The following is a 26,246-nucleotide window of genomic DNA, read 5'->3' on the forward strand; positions in this document are numbered from 1 at the left end:
CTCACGCACCCATTTAACGACAGAGACATTTCCATCATGCAACGCGAAGCCATTCTCCTCACCCCCGGCCCCCTCACCACCACCTTGCGAACTAAATTGGCCATGCTGCGAGATTGGGGCTCTTGGGACAGCGACTTCATTGCCGTGACAGCACGAGTGCGCAAGAGTTTGCTGAATGTAATTCAGGGTCAAGAGACCCATGTGGTGGTGCCCTTACAAGGCAGCGGCACTTTCAGCGTTGAAGCTGCAGTGGCCACAGTGGTCCCACCCAGCGGTCATATTTTGGTGTTGGACAACGGCGCCTATTGCAAACGTGCGGCCAAAATTTCCACCATGATGGGGCGCAAAACCACATTGGTACCCACACCCGAAGACAAAGCTGTATCGCCCATTGAACTTGAAGCTTTGCTCGTCAAAGATCCCAGCATCACGCACGTGGTCTTAATTCACTGTGAAACGGGCGCAGGAGTTTTAAACCCTCTGCACGATGTGGCCAAGGTTTGCGAAAAGCACAACAAAGGCTTGATTGTCGATGCCATGAGCTCGTTTGCTGCCATTGAAATTGATGCCCGCAGCACCCGCTTCGATGCCCTCATTGCAGCCAGCGGCAAATGCCTTGAAGGCGTTCCTGGCATGGGCTTTGTGTTCATTCGAAAAGCCATTCTGGACAGCTGTGCAGGCAACAACACCTCGCTGGCCATGGACTTGCACGACCAATACGTTTACATGGAAAAAACAGGCCAGTGGCGCTTTACTCCCCCCACCCATGTGATGGTCGCTTTGGCTGAAGCCATTCAGCAGTTTGAAGACGAAGGCGGCCAACCTGCCCGCCTGAAACGCTATCAGCGCAATTACCAAACCTTGATCGAAGGCATGGCGGCACTGGGCTTCAAACCTTATCTTGACCCTTCTGTGCAAGCACCCATCATTGTCACCTTCCATGCACCCGCGCATGCCAACTACGAATTCAGAAAATTCTACGAAGCTGCCAAAAAGCATGGCTTCATTTTGTACCCTGGCAAGCTGACTGAAATTGAAACATTCCGTGTGGGTTGCATTGGCGCCATTGGCCCCATTGAAATGCAACAAGCCGTGCATGCCGTGGCACTCACATTGAAAGAATTGGGCATTGCCAGCGGCGCACCCGCTTGATGCTTGTTATCGCATTGAATTTGTAAAGGACAAACCATGGCCACCTCCAAAGTACACCCCGCACTCAAAGCGGTTGAAAAAAGCGGTGCTCAAAAAGTCAAAGTGGCTGTGAGTGACATCGACGGCATTTTGCGTGGCAAGTACTTGCACATCGACAAATTCAAAGGCGCAGCAGAACCCTACCCTGCGGGTGGCTTTGGCTTTTGTGACGTGGTGTTTGGTTGGGACTCGTCCGATCAGTGCTACGACAACACCTCCGTCACGGGCTGGCAACATGGCTTCCCAGATGCACTGGCGCGCCTGGACTTGAACACGGCGCGCAATGTCCCCTGGGACAACAACGTGCCCTTCTTCATTGGCGAGTTTGTGAACAGCGATGGCACGCCCCATCCCTTGTGCCCTCGCCAAACTTTGAAGAAGGTATTGAAGCGCGCCGAAAAACTGGGCGTCAACCCCATGTGCGGCATGGAGTTTGAATGGTTTAACTTCTTAGAAGACTCGCATTCATGGCAACACAAAAAAGGGGTCGACCCCACACCTTTAACGCCCGGCATGTTTGGTTACTCTTTGCTGCGCATGAACCAAAACCGCGAGTTTTTCAACGCCATTCAAGATGAAATGCTTCAATTTGGCGTGCCCATTGAAGGCTTGCACACCGAAACAGGCCCAGGTGTTTACGAAGCCGCCATTGCCTTCAGCGATGCGCTGACACAAGCCGACCGAGCCATCTTGTTCAAAACAGGCACCAAAGAAATTGGCGCCCGCTTTGGCATCATGCCCAGTTTCATGGCCAAGTGGAACGCCGCACTTCCGGGCTGCAGCGGCCACATTCACCAAAGCCTGAGCGATGGCAAAAAGAATTTGTTTGCCGATGCCAAAGGCCGTCATGGCATGAGCAAAGTGTTTGAAAGTTACTTGGCAGGGCAAGTTGCGCACTTGATGGAATTTGCCCCTATGTTCTGGCCCACCATCAACAGCTACAAGCGCTTGGTGGATGGTTTCTGGGCACCTGTGAAACCCACTTGGGGCATCGACAACCGAACGGCCAGCTTCCGCGTCATTTCTGGCTCGCCCAAATCGACACGCCTTGAAACACGTTGCCCGGGTGCCGACGTCAACCCTTACCTGGCCATGGCAGCCGTCATTGCCGCCGGTTTGGACGGCGTAGAAAAAGGCATGAAGCTCACCGCACCAGCCATTCATGGCACCAACGGTGGCGCCGAAAACATTCCCCGTGCGCCTCGCACACTGATCGAAACCACCCGAAATTTCCAACAGTCCAAAGTGGCACGCGATTGGTTAGGCGATACATTTGTGGATCACTTTGCGGCCACCCGTGAATGGGAGTGGCGCCAATGGCTGGATGGCGTGACCGATTGGGAACTCAAGCGCTATTTCGAAATCATTTAATTTTTCAGATCCAACTGGACACCTTCATGAGCATTGATAAATTCTCCTTCCCCACCCCCATTCACTTTGGCGTGGGCGCCCGCAAGTTGGTGGGCAAACACCTTCAAGATTTAGGCTATAAGCGCCCTCTCATCGTGACCGACAAAGCCATGGCAGACCTGCCCCTCATGGCCGAGTTCATCAGCCACTTGGCTGGCTTAGATGTCGCCGTTTATGCCGGTGTGCATGGCAACCCCACCGCCTCACAAGTGACAGCAGGCGGCGTGGCTTTCAATGCCCACAAGGCCGATTGCGTGATTGGTTTAGGTGGCGGTGCCTCATTGGATGTGGCCAAAGTGGTGGGCTTGTCGGCCACCCATGACGGCCCCATCTTGGAATACGCATGGGACCATCCCAAGGTGCGCAGCATCTCGGGTGCCCTGCCTTACTTTGTGGCCTTGCCCACCACCTCTGGCACGGGCTCAGAAGTGGGTCGCTCTAGCGTGGTCAGCGAAGACGACACACACCAAAAGCGCGTGATCTTCCATCCCAAGTTGTTGGCACAAACGGTTTTTGCAGATCCAGAATTGACCGTGGGCTTGCCCGGCAAAATTACCGCAGCCACCGGCATGGATGCCCTGACGCACAACATCGAAAGCTACTTGTCACCTGCCTACCACCCCTTGTGCGATGGCATCGCTTTAGAAGGCACTCGCATTGGCGCGGCAGCGTTGCACACTGCGGTCCACGAGCCTAGCAACCTCAAAGCCCGCAGCGACATGCTGATGTCGTCCATGATGGGCGCCATTGCGTTCCAAAAAGATTTGGGTGCGGTGCACTCTTGCGCACATGCATTGGGTGCGGTGGTCGACATGCACCACGGCTTGGCCAATGCGCTCATGATCGATGTGGTCATGGCTTGGAACTACGAAGCCGTGCCCGAAAAATTCAACGAACTGGCGCATGTTTGCAATGTCAAAGGCGGCGGCAGTGCCTTTGTGGCATGGCTCAAAGAATTGAAAGCGTCCATCGGCATCACAGGCAGCTTGTCCACTCATGGCGTGAAGCCAGAACACATGGCGCGCTTGGTTGAAATTGCCACCGCCGACATCTGCCATCAAACCAACCCACGTCCTTGCACTGCAGCCGATTTTGAGAAGCTGTTCAAGGCTGCCATGTAATTGAAGGCTTGCGCGTTCATGTCCTCCAATACCAAACGTCTCAAAATTGGCATCTCGGCTTGCTTTTTTCACCCAGACAACGAGCGTCCTATTTTCAAAGGCAAGACGCTTCAGTACATTGAACAATCAGTGGCCCACTGGGTCATGTCGCAAGGTGATCTGGCGGTCATGATTCCTTCGCCTGAAGGCGATACGCAAGTGGGTGATGCGCAAATTACCGATTACGCCGACTGGTTAGATGGCGTCGTGCTAATGGGCGGCAGCGATGTGTGGCCAGGCAGTTACGGTGAAGAGGTGATGGACCCACGCTGGACGGGCGACCGTGTGCGTGATGCCTATGAAAAGAAATTGATTGAAGCCTTTGTCGCCGCAGGCAAACCTGTATTGGGTGTATGCCGTGGCATGCAAATGATCAACGTGACGTTTGGTGGCACCTTGTACCAAGACATTGCCACACAAAGACCTGAAGCCTTGATGCACCGCGACGGCGTGCAATACGACCTCAACATGCACGAAGTTGCCTTCGATCCCAACAGCAAATTATCGAAACTACTAGGCGGCACCCAAAAGGCCAAGGTCAACAGCATTCACCACCAAGGTGTGAAAGATCTGGCACCCAACTTTGTGGTGGAGGCCTACTGCCCGCACGACCGCATTCCAGAAGCCATACGGCATCAAGGCAAAGCTTATGTGGCTGCGGTGCAGTGGCATCCAGAATTCCACAAACCTGCATTGGGGACCTTGGACGACAGCCCTATCCTGACCGATTTTTTGAATGCAGCGCGCCACAAGCCTGTAGCTTGAGCAAACCGCATTGATCAACACCGACATTGAACCCATTGGACTCCTATGAAACTGCTTGACGTCATCAACCCCGCCACCGAAGAACTGATCACCCAACTGCCCATCGACGATGGCGCTGCCGTGGCCCTGAAAGCGCAAAAAGCGCGCAATGCACAAGCTGCTTGGGCGGCTACACCTTTGTCCGAGCGCATGGCCTGCATCCAACGTTTCCGTGCATTGGTCCAAACGCAACTGGACGACCTTGCCAAAATCATGACGCAAGAAACCGGTAAACCTTTGGGCCATTCACGCAATGAACTGAATGGTTTCTTAGGCCGTGTTGATTTCTTTTTGGCTGAAGCTGAGGGCATTCTCAAAACCGAAACCGTCTTCAACCAAGACGGCATGTGCGAGCAAATTCAACACATTCCGCTCGGTTTGATTGGCAACATTTCTGCGTGGAACTATCCCTGGTTTGTGGGAGGTAACGTGTTTGTGCCAGGCTTGCTCATGGGCAATGCTATTTTGTACAAGCCCTCCGAATTCGCAGCCATGAGTGGTCTGGCCATGGGCCGTTTGCTCCACGAAGCAGGTATTCCTGCAGACGTGTTTGCAACCCTGATTGGCGCGGCAGACACAGGTAATTCTTTGCTGGCTCAGCAACTCGATGGTATGTTTTTCACGGGCTCTTTGGCCACAGGCCAACACATTGCCAACGTGATGGGCCCGCGCATGACCAAATTGCAATTGGAATTGGGCGGTAAAGACCCCACCTATGTCTGCGCCGATGCCGATCCCGTAGCAGCTGCACAATCATTGGCCGATGGTGCCATGTACAACGCAGGTCAAAGTTGCTGCTCCGTCGAGCGCATCTATGTGCACGCCAGCATTCACGATCAGTTTGTACAAGCTTTGGTTGACACCGTTCGCACGTTCAAAATGGGCGACCCCTTGGCAGCCGACACCTACTTGGGCCCTCTGACCCGCGCGCCTCAAATCAAAGTGTTGGAAGATCAAATTGCCGACGCCAAAGCCAAAGGTGCGCGCTGTTTGCTGGGCGGTCAACGCAGCAAAGGCCCCATGGGCGGCAAAGGCAATTGGTTTGAAGCCACCGTGTTTGACAACGTCAACCACAGCATGTCTCTGATGCGAGACGAAAGCTTTGGCCCCATCATCGGCATTCAAAAAGTCAGTGACGATGCTGAAGCTGTGCGCCTGATGAACGACACTCAATACGGCTTAACGGCAGGTGTTTACACGCCCAACGAACAACACGCACGCGATCTGCTGTCCCAAGTTCGCGCAGGCACGGTGTACTGGAACTGCTGCGACCGCGTCAGCCCTCGCTTGCCTTGGAGTGGCTACGGCCACTCCGGTGTTGGCCTCACCCTGTCACGCGAAGGTTTGGCCACCTTCACACGCCCCAAAGCTTGGCACCTGCGCAGCAACTGACATGCGCCTAGCCCTGTTTGATCTAGACCACACACTGCTGGATGGCGACAGCGATCAGCTGTGGTGTGACTTTCTCATTGACAAAGGATTGCTAGACAAAGCCATCTTCTCGACCAAGAACGAGGCCATGGCACGGGACTACAAATCCGGCGCTGTTGATGTGCAGGCCTTTTGTGAGTTCTACATTGGCACCTTGACCTTGAAATCACCACAAGATTGGGAACCGCTGCGCCAAGAATTTTTGAGTGAGTGGGTAGTACCGCGGTTGTGCGCTGGCGGCAAAGCTCAAATCAAATCACACCAAATCAATGGCGACCACGTGGTCATGACCACAGCCACCAACCGTTTCATCACTGAACTCACGGCGGCTTTCTTGGGTATTCAAGAATTGATCGCCACAGAGGCCGAGATCCATGAAGGCTTGTTCACGGGAAGAACGCAAGGTGTACTGAACATGCGCGAGGGCAAAGTGACGCGCCTTAAAGCTTGGTGCAATGCGCAAAACTTGCAATGGGAACAATTGGAATCTTGGGGCTACAGCGACTCCATCAACGACCTCCCCTTGCTAGAGGCCGTCACGCACGCCACTGTGACGCAAGGCGACATCAAACTGCGCGCCGAAGCGGCCAAGCGGGGTTGGCCGCAAATTGAATGGTTTTAATCTAGACGGCAGATGCGCCCCACCGCGACCTGCTCACCCACTCCGTTTGCAATAGACCTTGAAACACACGGTGAATTCAACCGACATAAGATTTCCACTGGGTGCTGTTCAAAGGGAATGGCAGGTTCATGCGATGGCATCAAGCGTCCGCTTGCCCACCAGCTTGGTTCGCACCTGGATGGGGCTCGCCATGGTGCCTTTGATTGGTTCTTTGATCACAGAGCCTGCAGCCATGACGCTGGCAGCCCTGATGCTGGCTCCGCTGGGGTTTCATACCAAGGTGCCCGAACGACTCAAGTATTTCACACTGGTTGTGTTGTTCGTGAACGTCTCGATTGGCGGCATGCAACAGTGGTGGTTGCAGCCGCTGCTCACCCAACTTTCGCCCAACGCTTTGTTTGGCAGCGCATTGGGGCTGACCGCCATCACAGACAATGCGGCCCTGACCTACTTGGGCTCTTTGATTGAAGGCCTTTCAGACGAAGCCAAATACAACCTCATGGCAGGCGCCGTTGCAGGCGGTGGCCTCACGGTGATCGCCAACGCACCTAACCCTGCAGGCGCTGCCTTGCTCAAGAAGGGATTTCAAAATGCAAGCATCAGTGCGCTAGGCTTATTGGGCGGGGCATTGCTGCCCACATTGATCGCAGCCTTCGCTTTGAAATTTCTGCCCTTTTGATCAGCACTGAATCAGGTAGAGGGCTCTTGGTCTTTGGGCATTGGACAGGTACTGAATCCAAACAAGGTATACGCGCCACAAAAGCTGAACAAGCCTGTGGCCAACACCACAATGCCCACCCAACCCCAAGGACCGACTTGGCCTGTTGCAGCCAAGGCCATCAATGCAAGTCCCGCCACAATTCGCAAGATGCGATCTATTCCGCCGACATTTTTGAGCATCACAATTCTCCTTAGAAGTGAATGAATTCATTTTGCGCCGATTGAATGAAACGTCAAGGGCCTTTCAAAATGACACCCTTCGAATCCAAAACACGCGTGTGAATGGGAATGCCCTGCCCCACGCTTTGCGTCACAGTACAAAAATCTTCGAATTGCGACAAGACCCGATCCAGGTACTCAAGCTGGTGTGCCTCCAAGCCCAAATGCAATTTGGCCTCGATGCGCAGAACACGCATGCGCCCTTCTGCATTGCGCCCCACCTCTGCAAGCACCACCGTATGAATGGGTTCTGGCGATTGCTTGAACTTGGCCAGCGCAAAATACAAAGCATCACTCAGGCAATTGCCAACAGCAGCGGCCAGTAAATGAACAGGTGTTGGCCCCTTGCCTTCACCCAAGGGTGCCGGCTCATCGGTCATCAGCTGCGGCATGCCTTCACTGAATTCAATGTCAAATTGGTATTTTGAGCGTTGACGAAGTTCAACGGTAATGGTTTTTTCTGACATGGTTGAAGCCCTCTAATTTTCTCGGGTGAGTCCACGAAGCACAACGCCAATATGAGGGATTCCATCCGCCTCGGACTTAACTTAGATCAATTCATTTCAAATACCGTAGGTCATGATGCGCTTGAAATACAAAAAACAATCGCTACTTGTCCTAGACGACGTTGAAAGGAACTCACATGAAAACACATTTGGTTTGCCCCCACTGCAACAGCACCAACCGTGTTGCCACAGCGCAATTGGAAGCCGAGTTGTCTTGCGGCAGTTGTCACAAGCCGCTTTTTGACAAGCACCCCTCCAGCCTCACAGCCACGGGTTTGGAAGCACAAATTGCAAAAAGCGAAGTCCCTGTGGTCGTCGACTTCTGGGCACCTTGGTGTGGCCCTTGTCGCATGATGGCACCCGAATATGAAAAAGCGTGCGCCATGCTGGAGCCACATGCTCGTTTCGTCAAAGTAGACACTGAGGCGCACCAAGAGGTGGGGGCCAAACACAACATTCGCAGCATTCCCACATTGGCAATTTTCAAAGGGGGCAAGGAAGTGGCCAGAATTTCTGGGGCTAGATCGGCTGCAGATTTGGCCAAATGGGTTCGGACGGAAATTGGAAAATAAGCTGACTCTATCCGTCTCTCGCTGGTCCTAGCCCTTTGTTGGCTCGCAAGGGGCTACAGAGAGATGGTTTTCAAGCTATATTCCGGTTCATGCGAACCAGCAAAATCAAAAACATTCAATTCGAAAAACTCGAAAAAGACGACGCCACTTTCAACCGTGCCGCTGAAATCTTTCGCGTGATGTCGGCACCCATGCGTTTGCGAATCATGAGTTGCTTGTGTGCTGGTGAAAAAAATGTCAGCGAGTTGCTGGAAGAAGTCGACACCACGCAATCCAACATGTCGCAACATTTAAGCACCTTGTTCCAAGCCGGCATTCTTCAAAAACGCCGCGAGGGCGTACAAATTTATTACAGCATCGCCAACCCAGGCTTTGTCGACCTGTGTCGTGCCGTCTGCACACAAATTGCCTCTGAAAGTCTCACGTCAGTTTGAAGTGGGGTTAGTACTGTGCGCCAGACCCCTTCGAGAGCGATAACATCTCCTTAAATAAGGAACGGCTAATGAATACACTTTCTCTTCTCCGAACAACGCTCTTTTCTTTGTCCTTTGCTTTTTGCAATGTTGCCATGGCGCAGGTCAAAGTGGTCTATCACATCAATGAAGGCGTTGCGCAGGCCTATCGAGCCATGGGCAATATCCGCAATCATTTAGCAGCAGACCCAACCGCCAAAATTACGGTGGTCACGCACGGCCCTGGCATTGACTTTTTGTTAGACGGCGCCACCAATGCCATTGGCGAAAGTTTTGCAGGCAGCATTGGCGACCTTGCCGCGAAAGGCGTTGAGTTCAAAGTTTGCAACAACACATTAGCCACCCGAAAAATTCCAAAAGACCGTGTGGTGATGGAAGCCTCTGTCGTCCCCTCTGGTGTGGCAGAGGTGGCATTGCTACAAGCACGATCGGGGTTTGTTTACATACGCCCCTAAACCGACGCACACAAACCCGACTTCAATTGAAATAGAGAACAACATGAAAAAACTTACTTTTCTTTTTATGGCCATGATGGGCACTGCCTCGATCGCATCAGCCCAAACAGCGACACCCGATCCACTCACCGTTCGCAGTTGGGCGGCGAGCTGTTCCAATTGCCACGGCACCAATGGTCGTGCTGAGCCGGGCAATGAATCTTTAGCAGGCGCAAACAAAGACGACATCGTGAAAAAAATGTTGGATTTCAAAGCCGGCCGCAAGCCCGCCACCATCATGCATCAGTTGGCCAAGGGCTACAGCGACGCGCAAATTGTTGCCATCGCGGGTTACTTTGCTGCACAGAAAAAATAAGGAGTTGTCATGAAACGTCGTCAATTTATTCAAACCGCTTCTGCAACTTCAGCACTGGGTGCGATGGGCCTGATGTCTGGCTGCGCCAGCATCGGTGGTGCAAACGGTCCTAAAGTTGTGGTGGTGGGCGGTGGCTACGGTGGAGCGACAGCGGCCAAATATGTTCGCATGTGGTCAGACTATGGCATTCAAGTGACCTTGATCGAGCCCAACGCCAGCTTCATCTCCTGCCCTATTTCCAACTTGGTCATTGGTGGCAGCAAAACCATGGCCGACATCACCACGTCTTACGACAATTTGGTCAAACGCCATGGCGTGAATTTGGTCAAAGACTACGTCACACAAATCGATCCCGACAAACGCATCGTCAAATTGGCGGGCGGCACTGAAGTGCCCTACGACCGATTGATTCTGTCGCCTGGCGTTGACTTCATGTTCGACGCGCTGCCTGGATTGAACAAAACGGGTGCACAGGAAAAAGTGCTGCACGCTTGGAAAGCAGGCGCTCAAACTGTGGCATTGCGCAAACAATTGGAAGCCATGCCCGATGGCGGCGTCTACGCCTTGTCCATTCCCTTAGCACCCTACCGCTGCCCTCCTGGCCCTTACGAGCGTGCCTGCCAAGTGGCAGAGTACTTCAGCAAAGCCAAGCCCAAAAGCAAGGTTCTGATTTTGGATGCCAACGACGATGTCACCTCCAAAGGTCCGTTGTTCAAAAAAGCTTGGGCTGAACGTTACAAAGGCATTGTGGAGTACCGCAGCAAACACAACGCGGTTGACGTGGATGCCGCTACCAACACCTTGAAATTTGAATTCAACGACGACGTCAAAGCCAATGTATTGAACGTCATTCCGCCCATGCGCGCCGGCGAAATTGCTGTCAAATCCGGCTTAGCCACAGCCAATAAACGCTGGTGCGAAGTCGACTTCCTCACCTTTGAATCGAAGGCTGCCAAAAACATTCATGTGTTGGGCGACTCTATTCAAATTGCACCCGCCATGCCCAAATCAGGCCACATGGCCAATCAGCACGGCAAAACTTGTGCAGCAGCAGTGGTTGCCTTGTTGAGCGGCAAAACGCCCAACAACATGCCCATCTACAACAACACCTGCTACAGCTTTGTCAGCTCTGAAGATGTGGTTCACGTGGCCAGCGTGCATGCTTACGACGCCGACAAGAAAACCATGTTGGCAGTCCCAGGTTCCGGTGGCGTGTCTAGCGCGGCCAACGAATTGGAAGGCCGCTATGCCATGGCATGGGCACGCAACATTTGGGCAGACACATTGGCGTAAGCATTGAGCATGAAGAAGACTGCATTGACAAAAGCGCTGGCCATTGCATGGTTGGCGTTGGGCTCCTGCTCGATTGCGTGGGGACAAGCTGACGAAGCACGCGCCAAAAAAATCATTTCTGGCTCATGCTTTTTGTGCCATGGTGCACAGGGTGACTCGTCCAGCGAGGTCTTCCCTCGGCTGGCTGGACAACACTCTGAATACATTGCCAAACAACTGTCTAACTTTAAAAGCGGTGCACGTAAAAGCACCGCCATGCGCGACATGGTGGCCAAGCTCACGCCAGATGAAATGTTGGCCATTGGCAAGTTTTTTGAAAAACAAAGTGTGCCCGTAGAAGCCCCCAAAGATGCAGGCTTGGCTGCAGTTGGCAACTATGTTTTTCACAATGGCAACAAGTTCAGTGGTGTTCCAGCATGCGCCAGCTGTCACGGCGCAGAAGCCAATGGCACGGCGACATTACCTCGCTTGGCCAGTCAATATGCTGTTTATATTGAAACGCAATTGAAGCAATTCAACACGCGTGAGCGCAACAACGACAACGCTGTGATGCACGCCATCGTGGCCAAAATGACGCCTCTTGAAATGGCCGCGGTTGCGGAGTACCTCAGCGGCAAATAAGCCAATCGCCTAAGGGTGCCGGTGGTTGGCGGGAGAATCCAACCACCGATCTGTGATGCCAGCACCCAGCCACATACCCACCAAGGTCACCCATGCGGTCAGCGCAAAAATAGCGCCGCCTGTTACGCCAGCCCCAATGGCACAACCGCCGGCCAACATGGAACCAAATCCCATCAACACGGCACCCGCAATGTAGCGACGCATGCTGTAACCATCTTTGAAGCCTTCCAGTTTGAATTCGCTGCCCGCCATGGCACCCAAAAAAGAACCTAAGAAAACACCCGGCAACAAGCCAAATTCAAAGCCAATTTTCGGCGCAGGCGATTGCAACACCCGCATCAACCATTCAGCGGAGGGGCCACTGAAGGTCAGTCCTTGAATTTGAATCGGTTCAAATGAATTTTTAGCCACCCATTGCGTGAAGCCCCATGCAGCAGCCACTGACAAACCTGTGCCAATGCCACCCACCCACAGCATCACAGGCTTGCTTGTGCTGCGGCTGACAAAATAAATGGCCATGACAAAACACACTACGCCGATGGCCAAGCCAGTCGCATGACCTACGCCAGCCATAGCCAACAGGTCACGGCCTGATCCGCCATCCAAGGTTGACCATTCGCTGATGTAAAGCCTGGCGGGCATGAGCGCCCCCGACAAACTTGACTGCGCAACCACGGCAAAAATCAAACCAGAAAGTAAGGCGCGTAAATTGCCATTGGCAGACAGAATGAGCAAGCGACTGGCACAACCCCGTGTCAAGATCATGCCAATACCAAACAGCAGGCCACCCACAATGGCACCCGACAAACTGCCACGCGCTGCAATTTGACGCGCACCACTGCTGTCCAATCCTGCCCACAAAACCAATGCTTGTGTAGCAATAACAGCAGCAGAAAAAGCCAACAACCAAATGGAGAGTTTGTCTTTGAAATGTCCATGCCAAAAATCAATGACGGCAGCACGCAAACAAAACTTAGACCGCTGCGCAAAGAATCCGAAGAGCACACCGATGACGGCGCCGCCGATGGCCAAAACGTTGCCTTCGCCATATATTTCAATCACTTCATTCAGTGCAAAGCTCACAGGCAAACCTCTTCAAATCAGCATGGACTGATCAAGATGCTATCAACAAGCCGCCAGTTTGAATTGACATGCGTCAATGGCCCAACTAACTTCGCAGGGCGTGTTTATGTCGGTGCGCCAATCGACTTGAGAAAGCGATAGGTCAAGGCGGCACCCGCCATGATCGACAGCAGCGTCAACCATGCGGTGTTGGAAAACACCACGCCACCTGACATGCCTGCACCCACCGTACACCCGCCGGCCAACACAGCACCAAAGCCCATCAACACAGCACCCGTGAGGTAGTGGCCTAATTTATTTTCGGTTTGAAAGCCTTCAAATTTGAACTCGCCAAACAAGAAAGCAGCAATGTAAGAGCCCACAAAAACACTGGGCAACAGGCCTGCGTCAAAACCAAATCGCGGGGCTGTATCTGTGTAAAGCACACGGGTTAACCACTCGGCAGAAGAACTGCTGAATGAAAGACTTTGAAGCGGAATCGGTTCAAAAGAAGCACTGGCAATCCATTGTGTGAAAAACCAACCCAGTGCAATGGCCACGCCAACAAATACGTTACCCCATATCAAGGGTTTGGTCCCGCCCGCAACACGGAAACGCCAAATAGCGACGCCCAAAAATAGCAAGCCAATGGCCAACCCCATCCAAGAGGATGCACCCAATGCATTGAGCATATTGCGCTGAGGACCCCCATCAACCAACCACCAAGATGCCATAAATTGGCGCGCCGGTGCCAAGGCCCCAGAGATGGTGGCTTGCACAGTCACTGCAAACACCAATCCTGAAAGCAACGCACGTAAATTGCCGTTGCCCGAAAGAATGATCAACCGGCTTGCACAACCGCGCGTCATGATCATGCCCATGCCAAACATGAGGCCACCCAGCACAGCGCCAGAAATGCTGCCTTGTGAGCCCAAATGTCTGGAACTTTCAGGTTTCAATAATCCAAATGAGATGGCCAACTGAACCATCAGCATGGCCACAGCAAATGCCAAAAGCCATCCTGCAAATTTTTGCCGCCACTGTCCCTCACAGCATTCAATCACGGCAGCCCTGGCGCAGAATTTAGAGCGTTGTGCACTGAAGCCAAACATCAACCCAATCACAGCCCCACCCATGGCCAAGACCCAATGATCACCGTAGGTTTCCAAAAGACTTGCGAGATTCACAAAGTTCCCCAATAATTCATCACTTACTGATATATCGAAAGACGCACTCGCCATCACAAGTGACACCTGGTTCCGCTGCCTGCAGCGAAAAACCACCGATTGTCCCTTTTTTTCACGCTCATTGCCCATGTCCCAACTCAATGCCGTTACTCATGACCTGATGACACGCAGAACGTATGTGTCACGCCTTGGTTTGAGCCTGACCGGCGCCCTTGTTGGCCTTCCCCTCCTAAGCCAAGCTGCACCGGCCATACTGCCTGCTGCCACGTCCCTGCCGGATGAACTTGAAAAGGCCCTGAAAGCCAAAGAGCCCTTGATCGTGATGGTCAGCTTAGCGGGTTGCCCGTTTTGCAAAATGGCCAGAGAAAGCTACCTCAGCCCCATGCAAAAACAAGGATTTCCAATTGTTCAAGTGGACATGAGGAGTGAGCTTCCAGTCAAAGGCCTCAACGGTCAAATGCAAACGCATGACCAATGTGTCAAGCAATGGCGTGTCAGCATTGCACCCACCCTGATCTTCCTAGGTCCCAAAGGACAAGAGTTGGTAGAGCGCATGGAAGGTGGTTACTTGCCAGACTTTTATGGTGCCTATTTGGATGAACGCATCGCATTGGCCAGAAAATCCTTGCGCAGCTAAACCCCAGGCTTCAAACAAAGAATTCTTCTTGGCACGAGGGAAAGCACCTAGCAAAGTGTGGCCATCTGACAGCTTATGCCTCAGCCATCATCCGTTAAATTAGTCACGGGTTATCTATTTCACAAGCAAAGATTGACATGAAACTTCAAACATTCGCATTGGCCGCATTTCTGTTGAGCAACGTTGCCATGGCTCAGCCTGTCCTCTTCAAAGATGCCGACTTGAAATTGGGTGCACAGCTCATCGCCCAGAACAACTGCGACAGCTGCCATCAAAAACGTGTAGGCGGTAATGGCAGCGCCATCTACAAGCCACAAGGCCGAATCAACACTCCAGGATTTTTAAGGGGCATGGTGGAGCAGTGCAACACCGAACTCAACTTGGGATTTTTCCCCGAAGAAGTCACCGCAGTTGCCGCTGTACTGAACCGTGATCATTACAAATTCAAATAAAGGCTGACGCCTGGCTTACCTTACCCCCTAGGGTATATTCCAATACCCCCCTGGGTTATTTTCCAAGATGATCGCTGCATCACTGAAGATTTGCGAATACACGCAAATCTTGACAGTTGGATGCGATCAAACAGGAGAACCCCCATGCGCTTTGGATTAAAGACAGCCACGTTGGCAACGGCACTAACAGCAACACTGATGCTGACGGGCTGCGGCACGATCAGTACCATGGCAAAACTTGAAAGTGGCGCAGGCGCTGAAGCCAGCCGCATGTGGGATCGTTGGGTTGAAGGCAATGGTGACATTGCTATTGCAACTACTTGGGAACGCAAAGTTGCCAAGGGCGTGACCCCCAACGACATCGAACAAATCCTGAAGCAGGTCGCCACTGAGCGCAACATGAAAGACGTCGGCACCTTGCCCTTGTCAAAAGAGCTAGAGGCACGAACAGGCCAAAAGCAAAAGTTACTCACCGTCTACTCTTTCTGCACCCCCACAACTGCCCGCCGCATGGTGGACTTCAGCCCCCACATGGCGGCTTACCTGCCCTGCCGCGTCACCGTGGTTGAAAAAGAAGATGGCCTGTGGCTCTACACCCTCAACATGGACATGATGGTCAAGATGGGTCGCAAATTGCCCTCCCCCTTGAAAGAAGAAGCCAATGCCGTCAGAGACACCATCTGGGAAATGATGGAACGTGCCTCTAAAGGCGAAATTTAATATTCAGGAGGAGACAACATGCACATCCAATTTAAAAAACAAACCACTGCCATTGCTGCCGCCATCTTGATGACGGGCTCGTCTGCTTGGGCCACCAACGGCATGATTTTGGAAGGCTACGGCCCTGTGGCACTGGCCATGGGCGGCGCAGCAACTGCCATTGAAAATGGTACTGCGGCCATGATGAACAACCCAGCCACCTTGCAAATGGGTCCTGATGGCACCCGCTTCGATTTGGCCGTCGGTGTTTTAGGCCCCAAAGTGAGCACAGCCATTCCCGGCTTTCCCACGGCCAACTCTGGCGGAACTTCTTATGTCATGCCCGCCTTTGGCTGGGTTCGCAAAGCGGGTACCCTAAGCTATGGCGTTGGCATGTTTGGGCAAGGTGGTATGGGCACAGAATACGCCGCCAACTCTGCGTTGGCCATGGGCTCTGGCTCGGATGTTCGCTCGGAACTCAGCGTGGGACGTGTGCTGTTTCCTGTTGCCATGCAAGTCAACGACAAGTTGAATGTGGGTGCGACACTGGATTTTGCTTGGTCCAATCTGGACATGAAAATGGCGGCCACAGGTGCACAACTGGGTAGCATGGTCAATGGCATGCCCTCTGGCAATCTAGGCATGGCTTTGCCCCAACTTGCACAGGCACCTTGGGCACGGATTGATTTTTCAAACAACAGCGATTTCAGCGGCGCAGCAAAGGCAACGGGCTGGACTGGCAAATTGGGCATGACATACCAAGCAACGCCTGACTTGACTGTGGGTGCAAGTTACCACCTTAAAACGGCTCAAGGCGACATGAAAACTTCTGCCAAAGGCGCAAGCATGAGCGCACCAGGCGGCTTTGCCGATATGGGGCAACTCAAGGTCTTGAACTTCCAAATGCCCGCCACACTGGCCATCGGCATGGCTTTCAAATCAAGCCCTGCATTGACCCTGGCAGCAGATGTCAAACGGGTTGAATGGTCCAAGGTGATGAAGCAGTTCTCCATGAACTACACCAGTGCAGGCATGGGTGGCAGCGTCAGCTTTGCAATGCCACAAAACTGGGCGGATCAAACAGTTGTTTCTTTGGGCGCAGCCTATCGCATGAACGATGTTCTGACATTGCGCGGCGGTTTGAATTTGGCCAGCAACCCCATTCCGAAAGATATGACCAACCCCTTGTTCCCAGCCATTGTGGAAAACCACGTGACATTGGGTGCAGCCTATCAGCTCAGCAAGCAATGGCAGTTAGATGCCGCCATGTCGCATGCAGGCAAAGTGACCGTGGCAACACCTGGCGCCAGCATCTCACACAGCCAAAACAATTGGCAACTGTTGGCAAGCTATCGTTATTGAGCACTTTTTACGTTGCACAGAGGAATTGATTTAAATCAATTCCTCTGTGCGCATGTCAATCACAATCAGACACAAACTTTTTGTAATTTTGAGTTCAGCCACACAGCTGAGAATCACGCCGTATAAATAAGCATTGGCTTATATAAACCAACAATGTGATTGCCAATGCTGACCAAGGAGATAACGTGACAGAGCGATTCAATTCCTCAGGACGGGTCCAAAAAGCCCCTGAAAATTTCTTAACCCCAGCTGGTGTCAAAACGGTTTTTGCTGAAGGCAAACAAGGTCGCCGCGACTTCATTCGTCGTGCATTTGCAGCAGCCTCTACAGCAACAGCGGCAGGTGTTGCAGCAGTTGCAGCGCCCGCCAATGCCTGGGCCCAAGGCAACCCCATCCCTACCGAGGGTGGCGACCCCAACATTTTGAATTTGCCCGCACACGCCACTGGACTTGGCCAGGGTGTTGCCACAGAGGGTTACGGCAAACCCTCCAAGTACGAATCCAATTTGCAACGACGCCAAAGCCCTGGTTTGACACAAACCACACAGGCATCCGTTTCTTTTGCACCCTTGCAATCTTTGTTTGGCATCGTCACGCCCAGCGGCCTGCACTTTGAGCGTCACCACCAAGGCTGGTGGGACATCGACCCCTCCAAACATCGCTTCATGATCAACGGCATGGTGAAAAACCCCAAGGTTTTTACCATGGACGAAATCATGCGCTTGCCATCCGTCTCACGTTTTCACTTCATTGAATGCGGCGCCAATACGGCGGTTGATTGGGGCAATGTGGCGGTGCCCACAGTGCAATACACACACGGCATGTTGTCTTGCAGTGAATTCACAGGCGTTCCGCTCATCACCCTGCTTGAATTGGCGGGTGCCGATTTGAAAAATGGCAAGTTCGTATTGGCCGAAGGCGGCGACGGCTCAGCCATGACTCGTACCATTCCCATGAGCCTGATCACATCAGGTGAAGTGTTGGTGGCCTATGGCCAAAACGGCGAAATGCTGCGTCCAGAAAACGGCTACCCCTTGCGCTTGGTCGTGCCGGGTGTTCAAGGCGTCAGTTGGGTCAAATACCTGCGACGCGTTGAAGTGGGTGATCAGCCATACGCAACCAAAGACGAAGCCATTCATTACATCGATTTACAACCCAGCGGACTGCACCGTCAGTACACGAACATTCAAGAATGCAAGAGTGTTGTTACCACCCCCTCTGGCGGTCAAGTTTTGTTGGACAAAGGGTTCTACAACATCACTGGCTTGGCTTGGTCGGGCAAAGGAAAAGTCAAGCGTGTGGACGTGTCAACCGATGGCGGACGCAACTGGCGTCAAGCAAGACTCGAAACTCCGGTGTTGTCAAAAGCCCTTACCCGCTTCAACTTAGATTGGGTCTGGGATGGCAAACCCGCCATCATTCAAAGCCGCGCGCAAGACGAGACTGGGTACGTTCAACCCATGTACAAACAACTGCGCGATGTTCGCGGTACACGTTCTATTTATCACAACAATGCCATTCAGTCATGGTTGGTGCAAGAAAATGGCGAGGTGAAAAATGTTCAAGTTTCCTAAGATTGTTCTGGCCATCGCCATCAGCCTGTCCTTTGTATCTGCATCTGCATTTGCGCAAAACACCAAATATCCAGGCGTAGGACGAGACGCCACCCCCAAAGAAGTGGCAGCTTGGGACATTGATGTTCGTCCCGACTTTAAAGGCTTGCCTGTAGGCTCTGGTTCTGTGGCCAAAGGCCAAGATGTTTGGGAAGCCAAATGTGCGCAATGTCACGGTATTTTTGGTGAATCCAATGAGGTCTTCAGCCCATTGATTGGTGGCACCACTGCCGAAGACATCAAAACCGGCCGTGTGGCCAACCTCACGCGCACAGACTTCCCCGGACGCACCACCATCATGAAGGTGGCCACGGTGTCAACCTTGTGGGACTACATCAACCGTGCCATGCCTTGGACCAATCCCAAGACACTCACCACAGAAGAAGTCTACGCAGTGACAGGTTTCTTATTGAACTTGGCTGGCGTGGTGCCCGATGACTATGTGCTGTCAAACAAAAATATTGCCGAGGTGCAAAAACGGATGCCCAACCGCAATGGCATGACCACCGCACACGCCATGTGGCCAGGCAAAGAATTTGGTGGTACCAGCAAACCCGATACGCAAAACACGATTTGCATGAAGGATTGCAAACCCGAAGCCAAAGTGGCCTCTTTCTTGCCCGACTTTGCACGCAATGCCCATGGCAACTTGAGTGAACAAAATCGCATGGTCGGTCAGCAAAAAGGCGTCGACACCACCAAGCCAGAAGGCAGTACTGGCAAAACAAGTACAAGCGCTCCTGCGACCAGTACAGCGCCAGCCACACCCGCCAAAGCGGCAGATGGCAAAGCTGACAACAAAGCTGTCATGGCCCTGTTGAGCAAAAACGTCTGTACGGCATGCCACGGTATCGACAAGAAAATAGTGGGTCCAGGCTTTAACGACATTGCGAAAAAATATCCAGGCAAAGTTGATTACATTGCAGGCAAAATCAAGTCAGGCGGTTCAGGTGTGTGGGGTGCCATCCCCATGCCTGCACAAAACTTAAGCGATGCAGACGCGAAGCTCATTGCTGAGTGGATTGCCAACGGCAGCCAAAAGTAAAAAAGGGTCAAAGTTCATCAGGTTTAACTGAATTGACTTTGACGCAGATTTCAATAGCATCAACTTATTCACAAGGAGAATCAGATGCAAACTCGTCGCGAGACAATCAAACAGAGCATGGTGGTTGCAGGCTTGCTGGCTTCTGCTGGCTTCCCTCAATTTGCTCACGCAGCCTTTAACAAAACCGGCTTCGATGCCAAGTCGGTTCAAGACGCAGTGAAGGCCTACGGCGGTGGCGCCATTGCTGAAAGCAAAGATGTTTCCATCACAGGTCCTGACATTGCAGAAAATGGCGCTGTGGTTCCTTTGGGTGCCAGCACCACATTGCCAGGTGTCAAGCAAATGTTGGTCTTGGTCGAAAAGAACCCCGCAGCATTGGTGGCCATGTTCCACGTAAGCGATGCTGTCGAAGCCAATTTCTCTACACGTGCCAAGATGGGCCAATCATCTGATGTCTACGCTGTGGCCATCATGGCTGACGGCAAGGCTTTGTTCGCCAAGAAAGAAGTCAAAGTCACTTTGGGTGGGTGCGGCGGTTAAGCCCTTCACACCTTAGTTCATTTACATATATCAGGAGAAAAAAATGGCAGATCCAATGCGCATTCGCGCCCAAGCCTCTGGTGATAAAGCAACTGTTCGTGTTCTGATGAGTCACGAAATGGAATCCGGTCAGCGCAAAGATGCGGCTGGCAAAACAGTACCTGCATGGTTCATTCAAGAAGTTTCTGCGACACACAACGGCAAACCCGTTTTGGCCGCTGAATGGGGACCCGCTGTATCCAAAAATCCATTTTTGCAATTTGCAGTCAAAGGCGCTAAAGCCGGTGACAAAATTGCAGTCACATGGAAAGACAGCAAGGGTGACACCCGCACCGACGAAGCCACGGTGTCCTAAGTAACCAAGTTGCACATCAAGGGTGAAGCGCAATCTTCACCCTTTTTCAGTTTTTGAAGTTGACACATTGAGGCGCACATGAAGCAAAAACTCTCCTTCTTTTTGGCTGCAGGTTTAATGGCCCTCAGTCTCAGCAGCTTGGCTCAAAAAACCGCCAGTCAAGGCATTGACGAATACCGCGCCATGTTGCAAGACGGCAACCCTTCCGACCTGTTCGAGGCCAAAGGCGAAGGTTTGTGGACTCAAAAACGCGGCCCCAAAAATGCATCGCTTGAAAAATGTGATTTAGGCAAAGGCCCTGGTGTCTACAAAGGCGTCTTTGTCGAGTTGCCCAAATATTTTGCAGACACTGGGCGTGTGCAAGACATGGAGTCGAGGCTGCTCACCTGCATGGAAACTTTGCAGGGCTTCAATGCCGCCGAAATTGCCAAGACGCCCTTTGGCAAAGGTGAACAAGTCAATGTCACGGCCTTGGCCACTTGGTTGGCCGCCGAATCCAAAGGCATGAAATTCAACCTGTCGCAAGCCCACGCGTCCGAGAAAACTTTTTATGAAGTTGGCAAACGTCTGTTCTTCCAACGCGGTGGCCCGCATGACTTTGCCTGTGCCTCTTGCCATGCAGAAGATGGCAAGCGCATTCGCCTGCAGGATCTGCCCAACCTCACCAAAAATCCGGGTGATGGCATTGGCTTTGCCGCATGGCCAGCCTATCGTGTCTCGAATGGTCAGATGTGGGGCATGCAGCAACGCCTCAACGATTGCTACCGTCAGCAGCGCTTCCCCTACCCTGGTTTTGGCAGTGATGCCACCATTGCCTTGGGCGTTTACTTGGGTGTGAATTCTCAAGGCTCTGCGTCCATTGCCCCCGCCATCAAGCGCTAAATCGGAGTCCATGCAATGAAACAAATGAATTCAAAAATTCGTACCAGCCTGGCTCTCGCAACGGTTGCGTTGTTGGCTGTTGGATGCGCCTCGGTGCCCAGCGCATCAGACCTGAAAGCGCTCACACAGCAGATTGTGAAAGCCTCATTCCGCGATGAAGGCATCGTCAAAGCCAGCATCTTGGCCAGCACCGATGAAACCAATCAGGCTTGCAGTGAAGCCGATGCCAACGGCAAACCCTTGGATGAAAAAACAAGTCAAGCCCTAGAAGCCGCCAACTTAAAAACCATCAAGTGGCCCAGCAATGGCAAGTTCCTAGGCGATTGGAAAGAAGGCGAGAAGATTGCTCAAAACGGTCGCGGCCTCACCTTCACGGATGATGCCAAAACGGTCAATGGAGGCAATTGCTACAACTGCCACCAAATGGACCCTAAAGAAATTTCCTACGGCACCATTGGCCCCAGCCTCTACAACTACGGAAAAATTCGCAGCGTCAGCAATCCCGACAGCCCTGATGTCAAACTGATTGTGGAATACACCTGGGGCAAAATTTGGAATTCCAAAGCCTACAACGCTTGCTCCAACATGCCACGTGCGGGTCACAACGGCATCTTGTCGGAAGATCAAGTGCGTCACTTGGTGGCATTGCTGCTGGACCCTCAATCTCCCGTCAACAAATAAAGCCGTTTTAAAACCCGGGCGATCCGGGTTTTAAATGCCTATATATATTAGCGAAGACAAAAGTATGAACCTCTCTAAACGTGAATTTATGCAGGTCATGGGCGCAGGCACCATGGCCGGTTTGGGTATGGGCACTTACGCAGAGGCAGATGCTGCAACAGCCGCCAACGGTCTTTATGACATTCCCAAGTTTGGCAATGTATCGTTCCTGCACATGACCGACTGCCATGCGCAACTCAAGCCGATTTATTTCCGCGAGCCCAGCATCAATTTAGGACTGGGCAGCATGAAAGGCAACCTACCACATTTGGTCGGTGAGCATTTGCTCAAGTTTGCCAACATTCGGCCTGGAACTTCTGAGGCCCACGCCCTGACCTACCTGAACTACGAGAAAGCCGCAGCACGTTATGGCAAGGTCGGCGGCTTTGCGCACTTGGCCACCTTGGTCAAGCGCATGAAAGCCAGCCGCCCAGGTGCCTTGTTGCTCGATGGCGGTGACACATGGCAAGGTTCAGGCACATGCCTTTGGACCAACGGCCAAGACATGGTGGACGCCTGCAAATTATTGGGCGTAGACGTGATGACGGGCCACTGGGAATTCACACTGGGCATGGACCGCGTGAAAGAAATTGTTGAAAAAGATTTTGCCGGCAAAGTTGAGTTTGTGGCGCAAAACATCAAGACCCAAGACTTTGGCGACCCCGTCTTCAAGCCCTACGTCATCAAAGAAATCAATGGTGTGCAGTGCGCCATCATTGGCCAAGCCTTCCCCTACACCCCCATTGCCAACCCACGCTACATGGTGGCCGATTGGGCCTTTGGCATTCAAGACGAAAACATGCAAGCCATGGTGAACGAAGCCCGTGGCAAAGGTGCGCAGGTGGTGGTGGTGCTCAGCCACAACGGCATGGACGTTGACCTCAAGATGGCCAGCCGCGTAAGTGGCATCGACGCCATCATGGGCGGCCACACACACGACGGTATGCCCGTGGCCACCTTGGTCAGCAACAAAGGCGGCAAAACCATCGTCACCAACGCGGGCTCCAACGGCAAGTTCTTGGGCGTGCTCGACTTTGAAGTCAAAGAAAAACGCGTCACCGATTTCCGTTACAAGTTGCTGCCCGTGTTTTCAAACATGTTGCCCGCCGACAAAGAGATGGATGCGCTCATCACCAAAATTCGTGCGCCCTACGAAAGCAAACTGAACGAAAAACTGGGCATCTCTGAAGGCCTCTTGTATCGTCGCGGCAACTTCAATGGCACGGGCGATCAACTGTTGGTCGATGCTTTGATGGATGTTCAAGGTGCCGAGATTGCGTTCTCGCCTGGCTTCCGCTGGGGTACCACCCTGTTGCCAGGCCAAGCCATCACACGCGAATGGCTGCTCGACATGACGGCCACCACTTACTCTTACGCCACCGTCACAGAAATGACAGGCGAGACCATTAAAACGGTGCTTGAAGACGTTTGCGACAACTTGTTCAACCCAGACCCCTACTACCAACAAGGGGGTGACATGGTGCGTGTGGGCGGTTTGCAATACCACTGCAACCCCACCGCAGGCATGGGCAAGCGCATCGAAGAAATGCGCCTGAACGGCAAGCTCATTGAGTCTGGCAAAAAATACAAAGTGGCTGGATGGGCTCCCGTTGCCGAAGAAGCCCGCACGCAAGGCAACAAGCAAGTGTGGGAAGTGGTGGAGCAATGGCTCAAAACCCAACCCAACGGCCGCATCAAGCCCCGTCAACTGAATGCACCCAAGATCACGGGCGGCTTGCCCAACCCAGGGTACGTGGCCTAACAGGAGTCTTCTCATGACCCACTTCAAAACGAAACAGCACGCAACGCCGGTCTTACCGCGTCGCACTTTTTTGGGGGCATCCGCCATCGGTGCGGGGCTGGTGGGCATGTGGCCAGAGCTGCAAACTTTTGCGGCCGATGTGCAAGACTTTTTGGTGGGCCCACCGGTTAAAGACATTCCGCCCATCCAACTGTCCAAGCATGTGTGGATGATCTTTGCACCCGATGGATTTCCCACGCCCGAGAATCGCGGCATGATGTCCAACGTCACCTTTGTGGTCACCACTGCGGGCGTCATCATTTTGGATTCCGGCAGCTCTTTACAAATTGGCCAGATGGCCATTCGCATGATCAAAAAAGTGACGCCTTTGCCTGTGATTGCAGTTTTCAACAGCCATTTCCATGGCGACCATTGGTTGGGCAACCACGCGTTTGCCGAAGAGTACGGCGCACAGTTACCCATCTACGCTTTGGGCAAAACACAAGAAACCATCAAGGGCATCGAAGGCAACACTTGGCGCGTTTTGATGGAGCGTTGGACCAATCAGTCTTCGGCTGGCACCAAGGTTGTGCCGCCCAACAAGGTGGTCACCCACGGCCAAAAGTTCAAATTTGGCGACGTCGATTTGGTCATGCATCACTATGGCCGCGCCCACACAGATGCCGACTTGTGTGTTGAAGTGGTTCAAGACAAAGTCACCAGCGTGGGCGACATTGCCATGGCCAACCGCATTGCCAACATCGATGACGGCTCTTACCCTGGCACCTTCAAGTATTTCAAAGCGCTCAGTGACAACGCAGGCCAGCAATTGTGGCTGCCGGGTCATGGTCAACCTGCCAAAAATTTACTCGAAACCTATGGCCAGTTTTTGGCGGGCATTTGGGAGCCCTGCTTACAAGCCGTCAAAGATGGCAAGTCAGAGGCTGAAGCCAAACAGATGGTTCTCAATGACCCGCGCGTGAAAAAACGTGCCACAGACATGCAGGGCTTTGAGAACAACATTGGCAAGTACACCAGCCTTGCATATTTAGAAGCTGAAAAAGAAGCTTTCTAAACAGAATGGTCACATATCGGCTGCTGACAGATTGGATGAGTCACAACGAATTGCGAATAAGTTAGAAAGTAATCGATGCAACAATTGATCAAAGAGTATTGGCCGTTTGTACTCTTAATTCTGTGGTGGACTTACAAATGGTGGCACGCCAAACAAGTGAAGTCAGAGCTTCCAGTTCTGAAGAGTGCAGGCGCCACACTTGTCGATGTTCGCTCCGTAGGCGAGTTTGCCAATGCCAATGCAGCCGGCACTGTCAACATCCCTCTGTCTGAATTAAGCAGCCGATTGAACGAAATACCCAAAGACAAGCCAGTGGTGGTGTGCTGTGCCAGCGGCACCCGCAGCGGCATGGCTAAACTTCTGCTGCTCAAAAACGGATACCGCCAAGTTCACAACATAGGCAATTGGAGCAACCTGGCATGACTCAATTTTCTAACCCATTGGCGCGTTGGAATGAACGCTTCTCCTCGGACGATTACCTTTTTGGTGAAAAACCCAATCAATACTTGGCTGACAAAACACCCTTGCTTCAAAGAGGCAAGGCCTTGTGCATTGCCGATGGTGAAGGCCGTAACAGCGTTTGGCTTGCATCGCAAGGTTATGACGTTGATGCATTCGACTTCTCACCCATTGCCATTGCAAAAGCTAAGCAATTGGCTGCCAAACATCAGGTAGCGGTCAACTTTCATTGCAGCGACTGGCAAAGTTTTGATTGGCAAGCCAACCAGTACGACACCATTGCAGGTATCTTTTTTCAATTTGCCGATCCAGAAGCACGTACAGAAATATTTACAAAATTAAACTCTGCACTTAAGCCTGGCGGCACTTTGATCATTCAAGGATATGGCAAAGACCAGATGCAATACAAAACGGGTGGGCCTGGCATTCTTGAAAATCTATACGACGAAGACTTGCTGCTGAGCGCTTTCAAAGGCTACAAGGTCCTAGACATCAAAACCTATCTGGAAGTAGTCGATGAAGGTCCGGGGCACAGTGGTATGTCGGCACTGGTGGGCTACATCGGGCAAAAACCTAACCCATAGG

The 26,246-nt window shown here is 52.5% G+C and carries 30 protein-coding genes and 1 pseudogene; 27 read left to right on the forward strand and 4 right to left on the reverse strand.

What is annotated here, in order from left to right:
* The first annotated feature begins 36 nt into the window (after positions 1 to 36).
* From B9Z46_RS03265 to B9Z46_RS03295, 7 genes and pseudogenes are all read left to right on the forward strand, one after another.
* Complete coding sequence (locus B9Z46_RS03265) at positions 37 to 1,152, forward strand: 2-aminoethylphosphonate--pyruvate transaminase (protein ID WP_108254505.1); 1,116 nt, start codon at positions 37 to 39, stop codon at positions 1,150 to 1,152.
* Positions 1,153 to 1,188: 36 nt separating this feature from the next.
* Positions 1,189 to 2,562, forward strand: coding sequence for a glutamine synthetase family protein (locus B9Z46_RS03270; RefSeq protein WP_108254506.1), 1,374 nt, complete (start codon positions 1,189 to 1,191; stop codon positions 2,560 to 2,562).
* A 26-nt stretch (positions 2,563 to 2,588) separates the two neighbouring features.
* A complete protein-coding gene (locus tag B9Z46_RS03275) occupies positions 2,589 to 3,722 on the forward strand; it encodes an iron-containing alcohol dehydrogenase (protein ID WP_108254507.1) in 1,134 nt (377 codons plus the stop codon).
* An 18-nt stretch (positions 3,723 to 3,740) separates the two neighbouring features.
* Positions 3,741 to 4,526: a gamma-glutamyl-gamma-aminobutyrate hydrolase family protein gene (locus tag B9Z46_RS03280; RefSeq protein WP_108254508.1), complete on the forward strand. Its 786-nt coding sequence runs from the start codon at positions 3,741 to 3,743 to the stop codon at positions 4,524 to 4,526.
* 45 nt (positions 4,527 to 4,571) lie between these two features.
* A complete protein-coding gene (locus B9Z46_RS03285) occupies positions 4,572 to 5,957 on the forward strand; it encodes an aldehyde dehydrogenase family protein (protein ID WP_108254509.1) in 1,386 nt (461 codons plus the stop codon).
* Position 5,958: 1 nt separating this feature from the next.
* Entirely contained in the window at positions 5,959 to 6,618 is a 660-nt protein-coding gene (locus B9Z46_RS03290) for an HAD family phosphatase (protein WP_108254510.1), read from the forward strand.
* Positions 6,619 to 6,742: 124 nt separating this feature from the next.
* A pseudogene (locus B9Z46_RS03295) lies at positions 6,743 to 7,297 on the forward strand (putative Na+/H+ antiporter); the annotation flags it as partial.
* An 11-nt stretch (positions 7,298 to 7,308) separates the two neighbouring features.
* On the opposite strand, the gene B9Z46_RS03300 reads toward B9Z46_RS03295, so the two are convergent.
* Both B9Z46_RS03300 and B9Z46_RS03305 read right to left on the reverse strand, forming a co-directional pair.
* Positions 7,309 to 7,518, reverse strand: a complete 210-nt coding sequence (locus tag B9Z46_RS03300; protein WP_108254512.1) for a DUF2892 domain-containing protein — start codon at positions 7,516 to 7,518, stop codon at positions 7,309 to 7,311.
* A 53-nt stretch (positions 7,519 to 7,571) separates the two neighbouring features.
* The gene (locus B9Z46_RS03305; RefSeq protein ID WP_108254513.1) at positions 7,572 to 8,024 is read right to left on the reverse strand and encodes an OsmC family protein; all 453 of its coding nucleotides are present in this window, start codon (positions 8,022 to 8,024) and stop codon (positions 7,572 to 7,574) included.
* 176 nt (positions 8,025 to 8,200) lie between these two features.
* Here B9Z46_RS03305 and trxC point away from each other — a divergent pair, with 176 nt between their 5' ends.
* From trxC to B9Z46_RS03335, 6 genes are all read left to right on the forward strand, one after another.
* Positions 8,201 to 8,635, forward strand: coding sequence for a thioredoxin TrxC (gene trxC, locus B9Z46_RS03310; protein ID WP_055360203.1), 435 nt, complete (start codon positions 8,201 to 8,203; stop codon positions 8,633 to 8,635).
* A gap of 89 nt (positions 8,636 to 8,724) precedes the next feature.
* Positions 8,725 to 9,069: a metalloregulator ArsR/SmtB family transcription factor gene (locus tag B9Z46_RS03315; RefSeq protein WP_199220534.1), complete on the forward strand. Its 345-nt coding sequence runs from the start codon at positions 8,725 to 8,727 to the stop codon at positions 9,067 to 9,069.
* A 68-nt stretch (positions 9,070 to 9,137) separates the two neighbouring features.
* Complete coding sequence (locus B9Z46_RS03320; RefSeq protein ID WP_108254514.1) at positions 9,138 to 9,563, forward strand: DsrE family protein; 426 nt, start codon at positions 9,138 to 9,140, stop codon at positions 9,561 to 9,563.
* A gap of 43 nt (positions 9,564 to 9,606) precedes the next feature.
* A complete protein-coding gene (locus B9Z46_RS03325; protein WP_233245893.1) occupies positions 9,607 to 9,918 on the forward strand; it encodes a class I cytochrome c in 312 nt (103 codons plus the stop codon).
* Positions 9,919 to 9,927: 9 nt separating this feature from the next.
* A complete protein-coding gene (locus tag B9Z46_RS03330) occupies positions 9,928 to 11,211 on the forward strand; it encodes an NAD(P)/FAD-dependent oxidoreductase (RefSeq protein ID WP_108254515.1) in 1,284 nt (427 codons plus the stop codon).
* Positions 11,212 to 11,220: 9 nt separating this feature from the next.
* Positions 11,221 to 11,832, forward strand: coding sequence for a cytochrome c (locus B9Z46_RS03335; RefSeq protein ID WP_108254516.1), 612 nt, complete (start codon positions 11,221 to 11,223; stop codon positions 11,830 to 11,832).
* A 9-nt stretch (positions 11,833 to 11,841) separates the two neighbouring features.
* Here B9Z46_RS03335 and B9Z46_RS03340 read toward each other — a convergent pair whose 3' ends face one another.
* Together B9Z46_RS03340 and B9Z46_RS03345 are read right to left on the reverse strand one after the other, a co-directional pair.
* The gene (locus tag B9Z46_RS03340) at positions 11,842 to 12,915 is read right to left on the reverse strand and encodes a YeeE/YedE family protein (protein WP_233245894.1); all 1,074 of its coding nucleotides are present in this window, start codon (positions 12,913 to 12,915) and stop codon (positions 11,842 to 11,844) included.
* Between the two features lie 104 nt (positions 12,916 to 13,019).
* Positions 13,020 to 14,081, reverse strand: a complete 1,062-nt coding sequence (locus B9Z46_RS03345) for a YeeE/YedE family protein (protein WP_233245895.1) — start codon at positions 14,079 to 14,081, stop codon at positions 13,020 to 13,022.
* A gap of 127 nt (positions 14,082 to 14,208) precedes the next feature.
* On the opposite strand from B9Z46_RS03345, the gene B9Z46_RS03350 reads away from it, so the two are divergent.
* From B9Z46_RS03350 to B9Z46_RS03415, 14 genes are all read left to right on the forward strand, one after another.
* On the forward strand, positions 14,209 to 14,718 hold the full coding sequence (locus B9Z46_RS03350) for a thioredoxin fold domain-containing protein (RefSeq protein ID WP_233245896.1): 510 nt from the start codon (positions 14,209 to 14,211) through the stop codon (positions 14,716 to 14,718).
* Positions 14,719 to 14,855: 137 nt separating this feature from the next.
* Entirely contained in the window at positions 14,856 to 15,170 is a 315-nt protein-coding gene (locus tag B9Z46_RS03355; protein WP_055360197.1) for a hypothetical protein, read from the forward strand.
* Between the two features lie 144 nt (positions 15,171 to 15,314).
* Positions 15,315 to 15,890: a DUF302 domain-containing protein gene (locus B9Z46_RS03360; RefSeq protein ID WP_108254517.1), complete on the forward strand. Its 576-nt coding sequence runs from the start codon at positions 15,315 to 15,317 to the stop codon at positions 15,888 to 15,890.
* Positions 15,891 to 15,908: 18 nt separating this feature from the next.
* Entirely contained in the window at positions 15,909 to 17,231 is a 1,323-nt protein-coding gene (locus B9Z46_RS03365; protein ID WP_108254518.1) for an OmpP1/FadL family transporter, read from the forward strand.
* A gap of 185 nt (positions 17,232 to 17,416) precedes the next feature.
* Complete coding sequence (soxC, locus tag B9Z46_RS03370) at positions 17,417 to 18,805, forward strand: sulfite dehydrogenase (RefSeq protein ID WP_108254856.1); 1,389 nt, start codon at positions 17,417 to 17,419, stop codon at positions 18,803 to 18,805.
* Entirely contained in the window at positions 18,789 to 19,889 is a 1,101-nt protein-coding gene (locus tag B9Z46_RS03375) for a c-type cytochrome (protein ID WP_108254519.1), read from the forward strand. The genes soxC and B9Z46_RS03375 overlap by 17 nt, the downstream gene beginning before the upstream one ends.
* Positions 19,890 to 19,973: 84 nt before the next feature.
* Positions 19,974 to 20,429 carry a thiosulfate oxidation carrier protein SoxY gene (soxY, locus tag B9Z46_RS03380; protein WP_055360193.1) on the forward strand — a complete coding sequence of 152 codons (456 nt, stop codon included), beginning with the start codon at positions 19,974 to 19,976 and terminating at the stop codon, positions 20,427 to 20,429.
* A gap of 43 nt (positions 20,430 to 20,472) precedes the next feature.
* Complete coding sequence (gene soxZ, locus B9Z46_RS03385) at positions 20,473 to 20,784, forward strand: thiosulfate oxidation carrier complex protein SoxZ (RefSeq protein WP_199220535.1); 312 nt, start codon at positions 20,473 to 20,475, stop codon at positions 20,782 to 20,784.
* Positions 20,785 to 20,862: 78 nt separating this feature from the next.
* Positions 20,863 to 21,666, forward strand: coding sequence for a sulfur oxidation c-type cytochrome SoxA (gene soxA, locus B9Z46_RS03390; RefSeq protein WP_108254521.1), 804 nt, complete (start codon positions 20,863 to 20,865; stop codon positions 21,664 to 21,666).
* A gap of 15 nt (positions 21,667 to 21,681) precedes the next feature.
* On the forward strand, positions 21,682 to 22,347 hold the full coding sequence (soxX, locus tag B9Z46_RS03395) for a sulfur oxidation c-type cytochrome SoxX (RefSeq protein WP_108254522.1): 666 nt from the start codon (positions 21,682 to 21,684) through the stop codon (positions 22,345 to 22,347).
* Between the two features lie 64 nt (positions 22,348 to 22,411).
* Positions 22,412 to 24,148, forward strand: a complete 1,737-nt coding sequence (gene soxB, locus B9Z46_RS03400; RefSeq protein ID WP_108254523.1) for a thiosulfohydrolase SoxB — start codon at positions 22,412 to 22,414, stop codon at positions 24,146 to 24,148.
* 13 nt (positions 24,149 to 24,161) lie between these two features.
* Positions 24,162 to 25,202, forward strand: coding sequence for an MBL fold metallo-hydrolase (locus B9Z46_RS03405; protein ID WP_108254524.1), 1,041 nt, complete (start codon positions 24,162 to 24,164; stop codon positions 25,200 to 25,202).
* A gap of 75 nt (positions 25,203 to 25,277) precedes the next feature.
* Positions 25,278 to 25,625 carry a rhodanese-like domain-containing protein gene (locus tag B9Z46_RS03410; RefSeq protein ID WP_108254525.1) on the forward strand — a complete coding sequence of 116 codons (348 nt, stop codon included), beginning with the start codon at positions 25,278 to 25,280 and terminating at the stop codon, positions 25,623 to 25,625.
* A complete protein-coding gene (locus B9Z46_RS03415) occupies positions 25,622 to 26,245 on the forward strand; it encodes a bifunctional 2-polyprenyl-6-hydroxyphenol methylase/3-demethylubiquinol 3-O-methyltransferase UbiG (RefSeq protein ID WP_108254526.1) in 624 nt (207 codons plus the stop codon). The genes B9Z46_RS03410 and B9Z46_RS03415 overlap by 4 nt, the downstream gene beginning before the upstream one ends.
* The last annotated feature ends 1 nt before the right edge of the window (position 26,246 follow it).

The organism is Limnohabitans sp. Hippo4 (assembly GCF_003063605.1).
GTDB lineage: Bacteria > Pseudomonadota > Gammaproteobacteria > Burkholderiales > Burkholderiaceae_C > Limnohabitans_A.

What these genes read in the sequence shown, in the direction of transcription:
- B9Z46_RS03335 (WP_108254516.1), top strand. Translation starts at nt 11,221, where the DNA reads ATGAAGAAGACTGCATTGACAAAAGCGCTGGCCATTGCATGGTTGGCG.
- B9Z46_RS03360 (WP_108254517.1), top strand. Translation starts at nt 15,315, where the DNA reads ATGCGCTTTGGATTAAAGACAGCCACGTTGGCAACGGCACTAACAGCA.
- B9Z46_RS03365 (WP_108254518.1), top strand. Translation starts at nt 15,909, where the DNA reads ATGCACATCCAATTTAAAAAACAAACCACTGCCATTGCTGCCGCCATC.
- soxA (WP_108254521.1), top strand. Translation starts at nt 20,863, where the DNA reads ATGAAGCAAAAACTCTCCTTCTTTTTGGCTGCAGGTTTAATGGCCCTC.
- B9Z46_RS03405 (WP_108254524.1), top strand. Translation starts at nt 24,162, where the DNA reads ATGACCCACTTCAAAACGAAACAGCACGCAACGCCGGTCTTACCGCGT.
- B9Z46_RS03280 (WP_108254508.1), top strand. Translation starts at nt 3,741, where the DNA reads ATGTCCTCCAATACCAAACGTCTCAAAATTGGCATCTCGGCTTGCTTT.
- trxC (WP_055360203.1), top strand. Translation starts at nt 8,201, where the DNA reads ATGAAAACACATTTGGTTTGCCCCCACTGCAACAGCACCAACCGTGTT.
- soxX (WP_108254522.1), top strand. Translation starts at nt 21,682, where the DNA reads ATGAAACAAATGAATTCAAAAATTCGTACCAGCCTGGCTCTCGCAACG.
- B9Z46_RS03410 (WP_108254525.1), top strand. Translation starts at nt 25,278, where the DNA reads ATGCAACAATTGATCAAAGAGTATTGGCCGTTTGTACTCTTAATTCTG.
- soxB (WP_108254523.1), top strand. Translation starts at nt 22,412, where the DNA reads ATGAACCTCTCTAAACGTGAATTTATGCAGGTCATGGGCGCAGGCACC.
- B9Z46_RS03325 (WP_233245893.1), top strand. Translation starts at nt 9,607, where the DNA reads ATGAAAAAACTTACTTTTCTTTTTATGGCCATGATGGGCACTGCCTCG.
- B9Z46_RS03350 (WP_233245896.1), top strand. Translation starts at nt 14,209, where the DNA reads ATGTCCCAACTCAATGCCGTTACTCATGACCTGATGACACGCAGAACG.
- B9Z46_RS03285 (WP_108254509.1), top strand. Translation starts at nt 4,572, where the DNA reads ATGAAACTGCTTGACGTCATCAACCCCGCCACCGAAGAACTGATCACC.
- B9Z46_RS03290 (WP_108254510.1), top strand. Translation starts at nt 5,959, where the DNA reads ATGCGCCTAGCCCTGTTTGATCTAGACCACACACTGCTGGATGGCGAC.
- B9Z46_RS03375 (WP_108254519.1), top strand. Translation starts at nt 18,789, where the DNA reads ATGTTCAAGTTTCCTAAGATTGTTCTGGCCATCGCCATCAGCCTGTCC.
- soxY (WP_055360193.1), top strand. Translation starts at nt 19,974, where the DNA reads ATGCAAACTCGTCGCGAGACAATCAAACAGAGCATGGTGGTTGCAGGC.
- B9Z46_RS03265 (WP_108254505.1), top strand. Translation starts at nt 37, where the DNA reads ATGCAACGCGAAGCCATTCTCCTCACCCCCGGCCCCCTCACCACCACC.
- B9Z46_RS03300 (WP_108254512.1), bottom strand. Translation starts at nt 7,518, where the DNA reads ATGCTCAAAAATGTCGGCGGAATAGATCGCATCTTGCGAATTGTGGCG.
- B9Z46_RS03330 (WP_108254515.1), top strand. Translation starts at nt 9,928, where the DNA reads ATGAAACGTCGTCAATTTATTCAAACCGCTTCTGCAACTTCAGCACTG.
- B9Z46_RS03320 (WP_108254514.1), top strand. Translation starts at nt 9,138, where the DNA reads ATGAATACACTTTCTCTTCTCCGAACAACGCTCTTTTCTTTGTCCTTT.
- B9Z46_RS03315 (WP_199220534.1), top strand. Translation starts at nt 8,725, where the DNA reads ATGCGAACCAGCAAAATCAAAAACATTCAATTCGAAAAACTCGAAAAA.
- B9Z46_RS03415 (WP_108254526.1), top strand. Translation starts at nt 25,622, where the DNA reads ATGACTCAATTTTCTAACCCATTGGCGCGTTGGAATGAACGCTTCTCC.
- B9Z46_RS03270 (WP_108254506.1), top strand. Translation starts at nt 1,189, where the DNA reads ATGGCCACCTCCAAAGTACACCCCGCACTCAAAGCGGTTGAAAAAAGC.
- B9Z46_RS03275 (WP_108254507.1), top strand. Translation starts at nt 2,589, where the DNA reads ATGAGCATTGATAAATTCTCCTTCCCCACCCCCATTCACTTTGGCGTG.
- soxZ (WP_199220535.1), top strand. Translation starts at nt 20,473, where the DNA reads ATGGCAGATCCAATGCGCATTCGCGCCCAAGCCTCTGGTGATAAAGCA.
- B9Z46_RS03355 (WP_055360197.1), top strand. Translation starts at nt 14,856, where the DNA reads ATGAAACTTCAAACATTCGCATTGGCCGCATTTCTGTTGAGCAACGTT.
- B9Z46_RS03305 (WP_108254513.1), bottom strand. Translation starts at nt 8,024, where the DNA reads ATGTCAGAAAAAACCATTACCGTTGAACTTCGTCAACGCTCAAAATAC.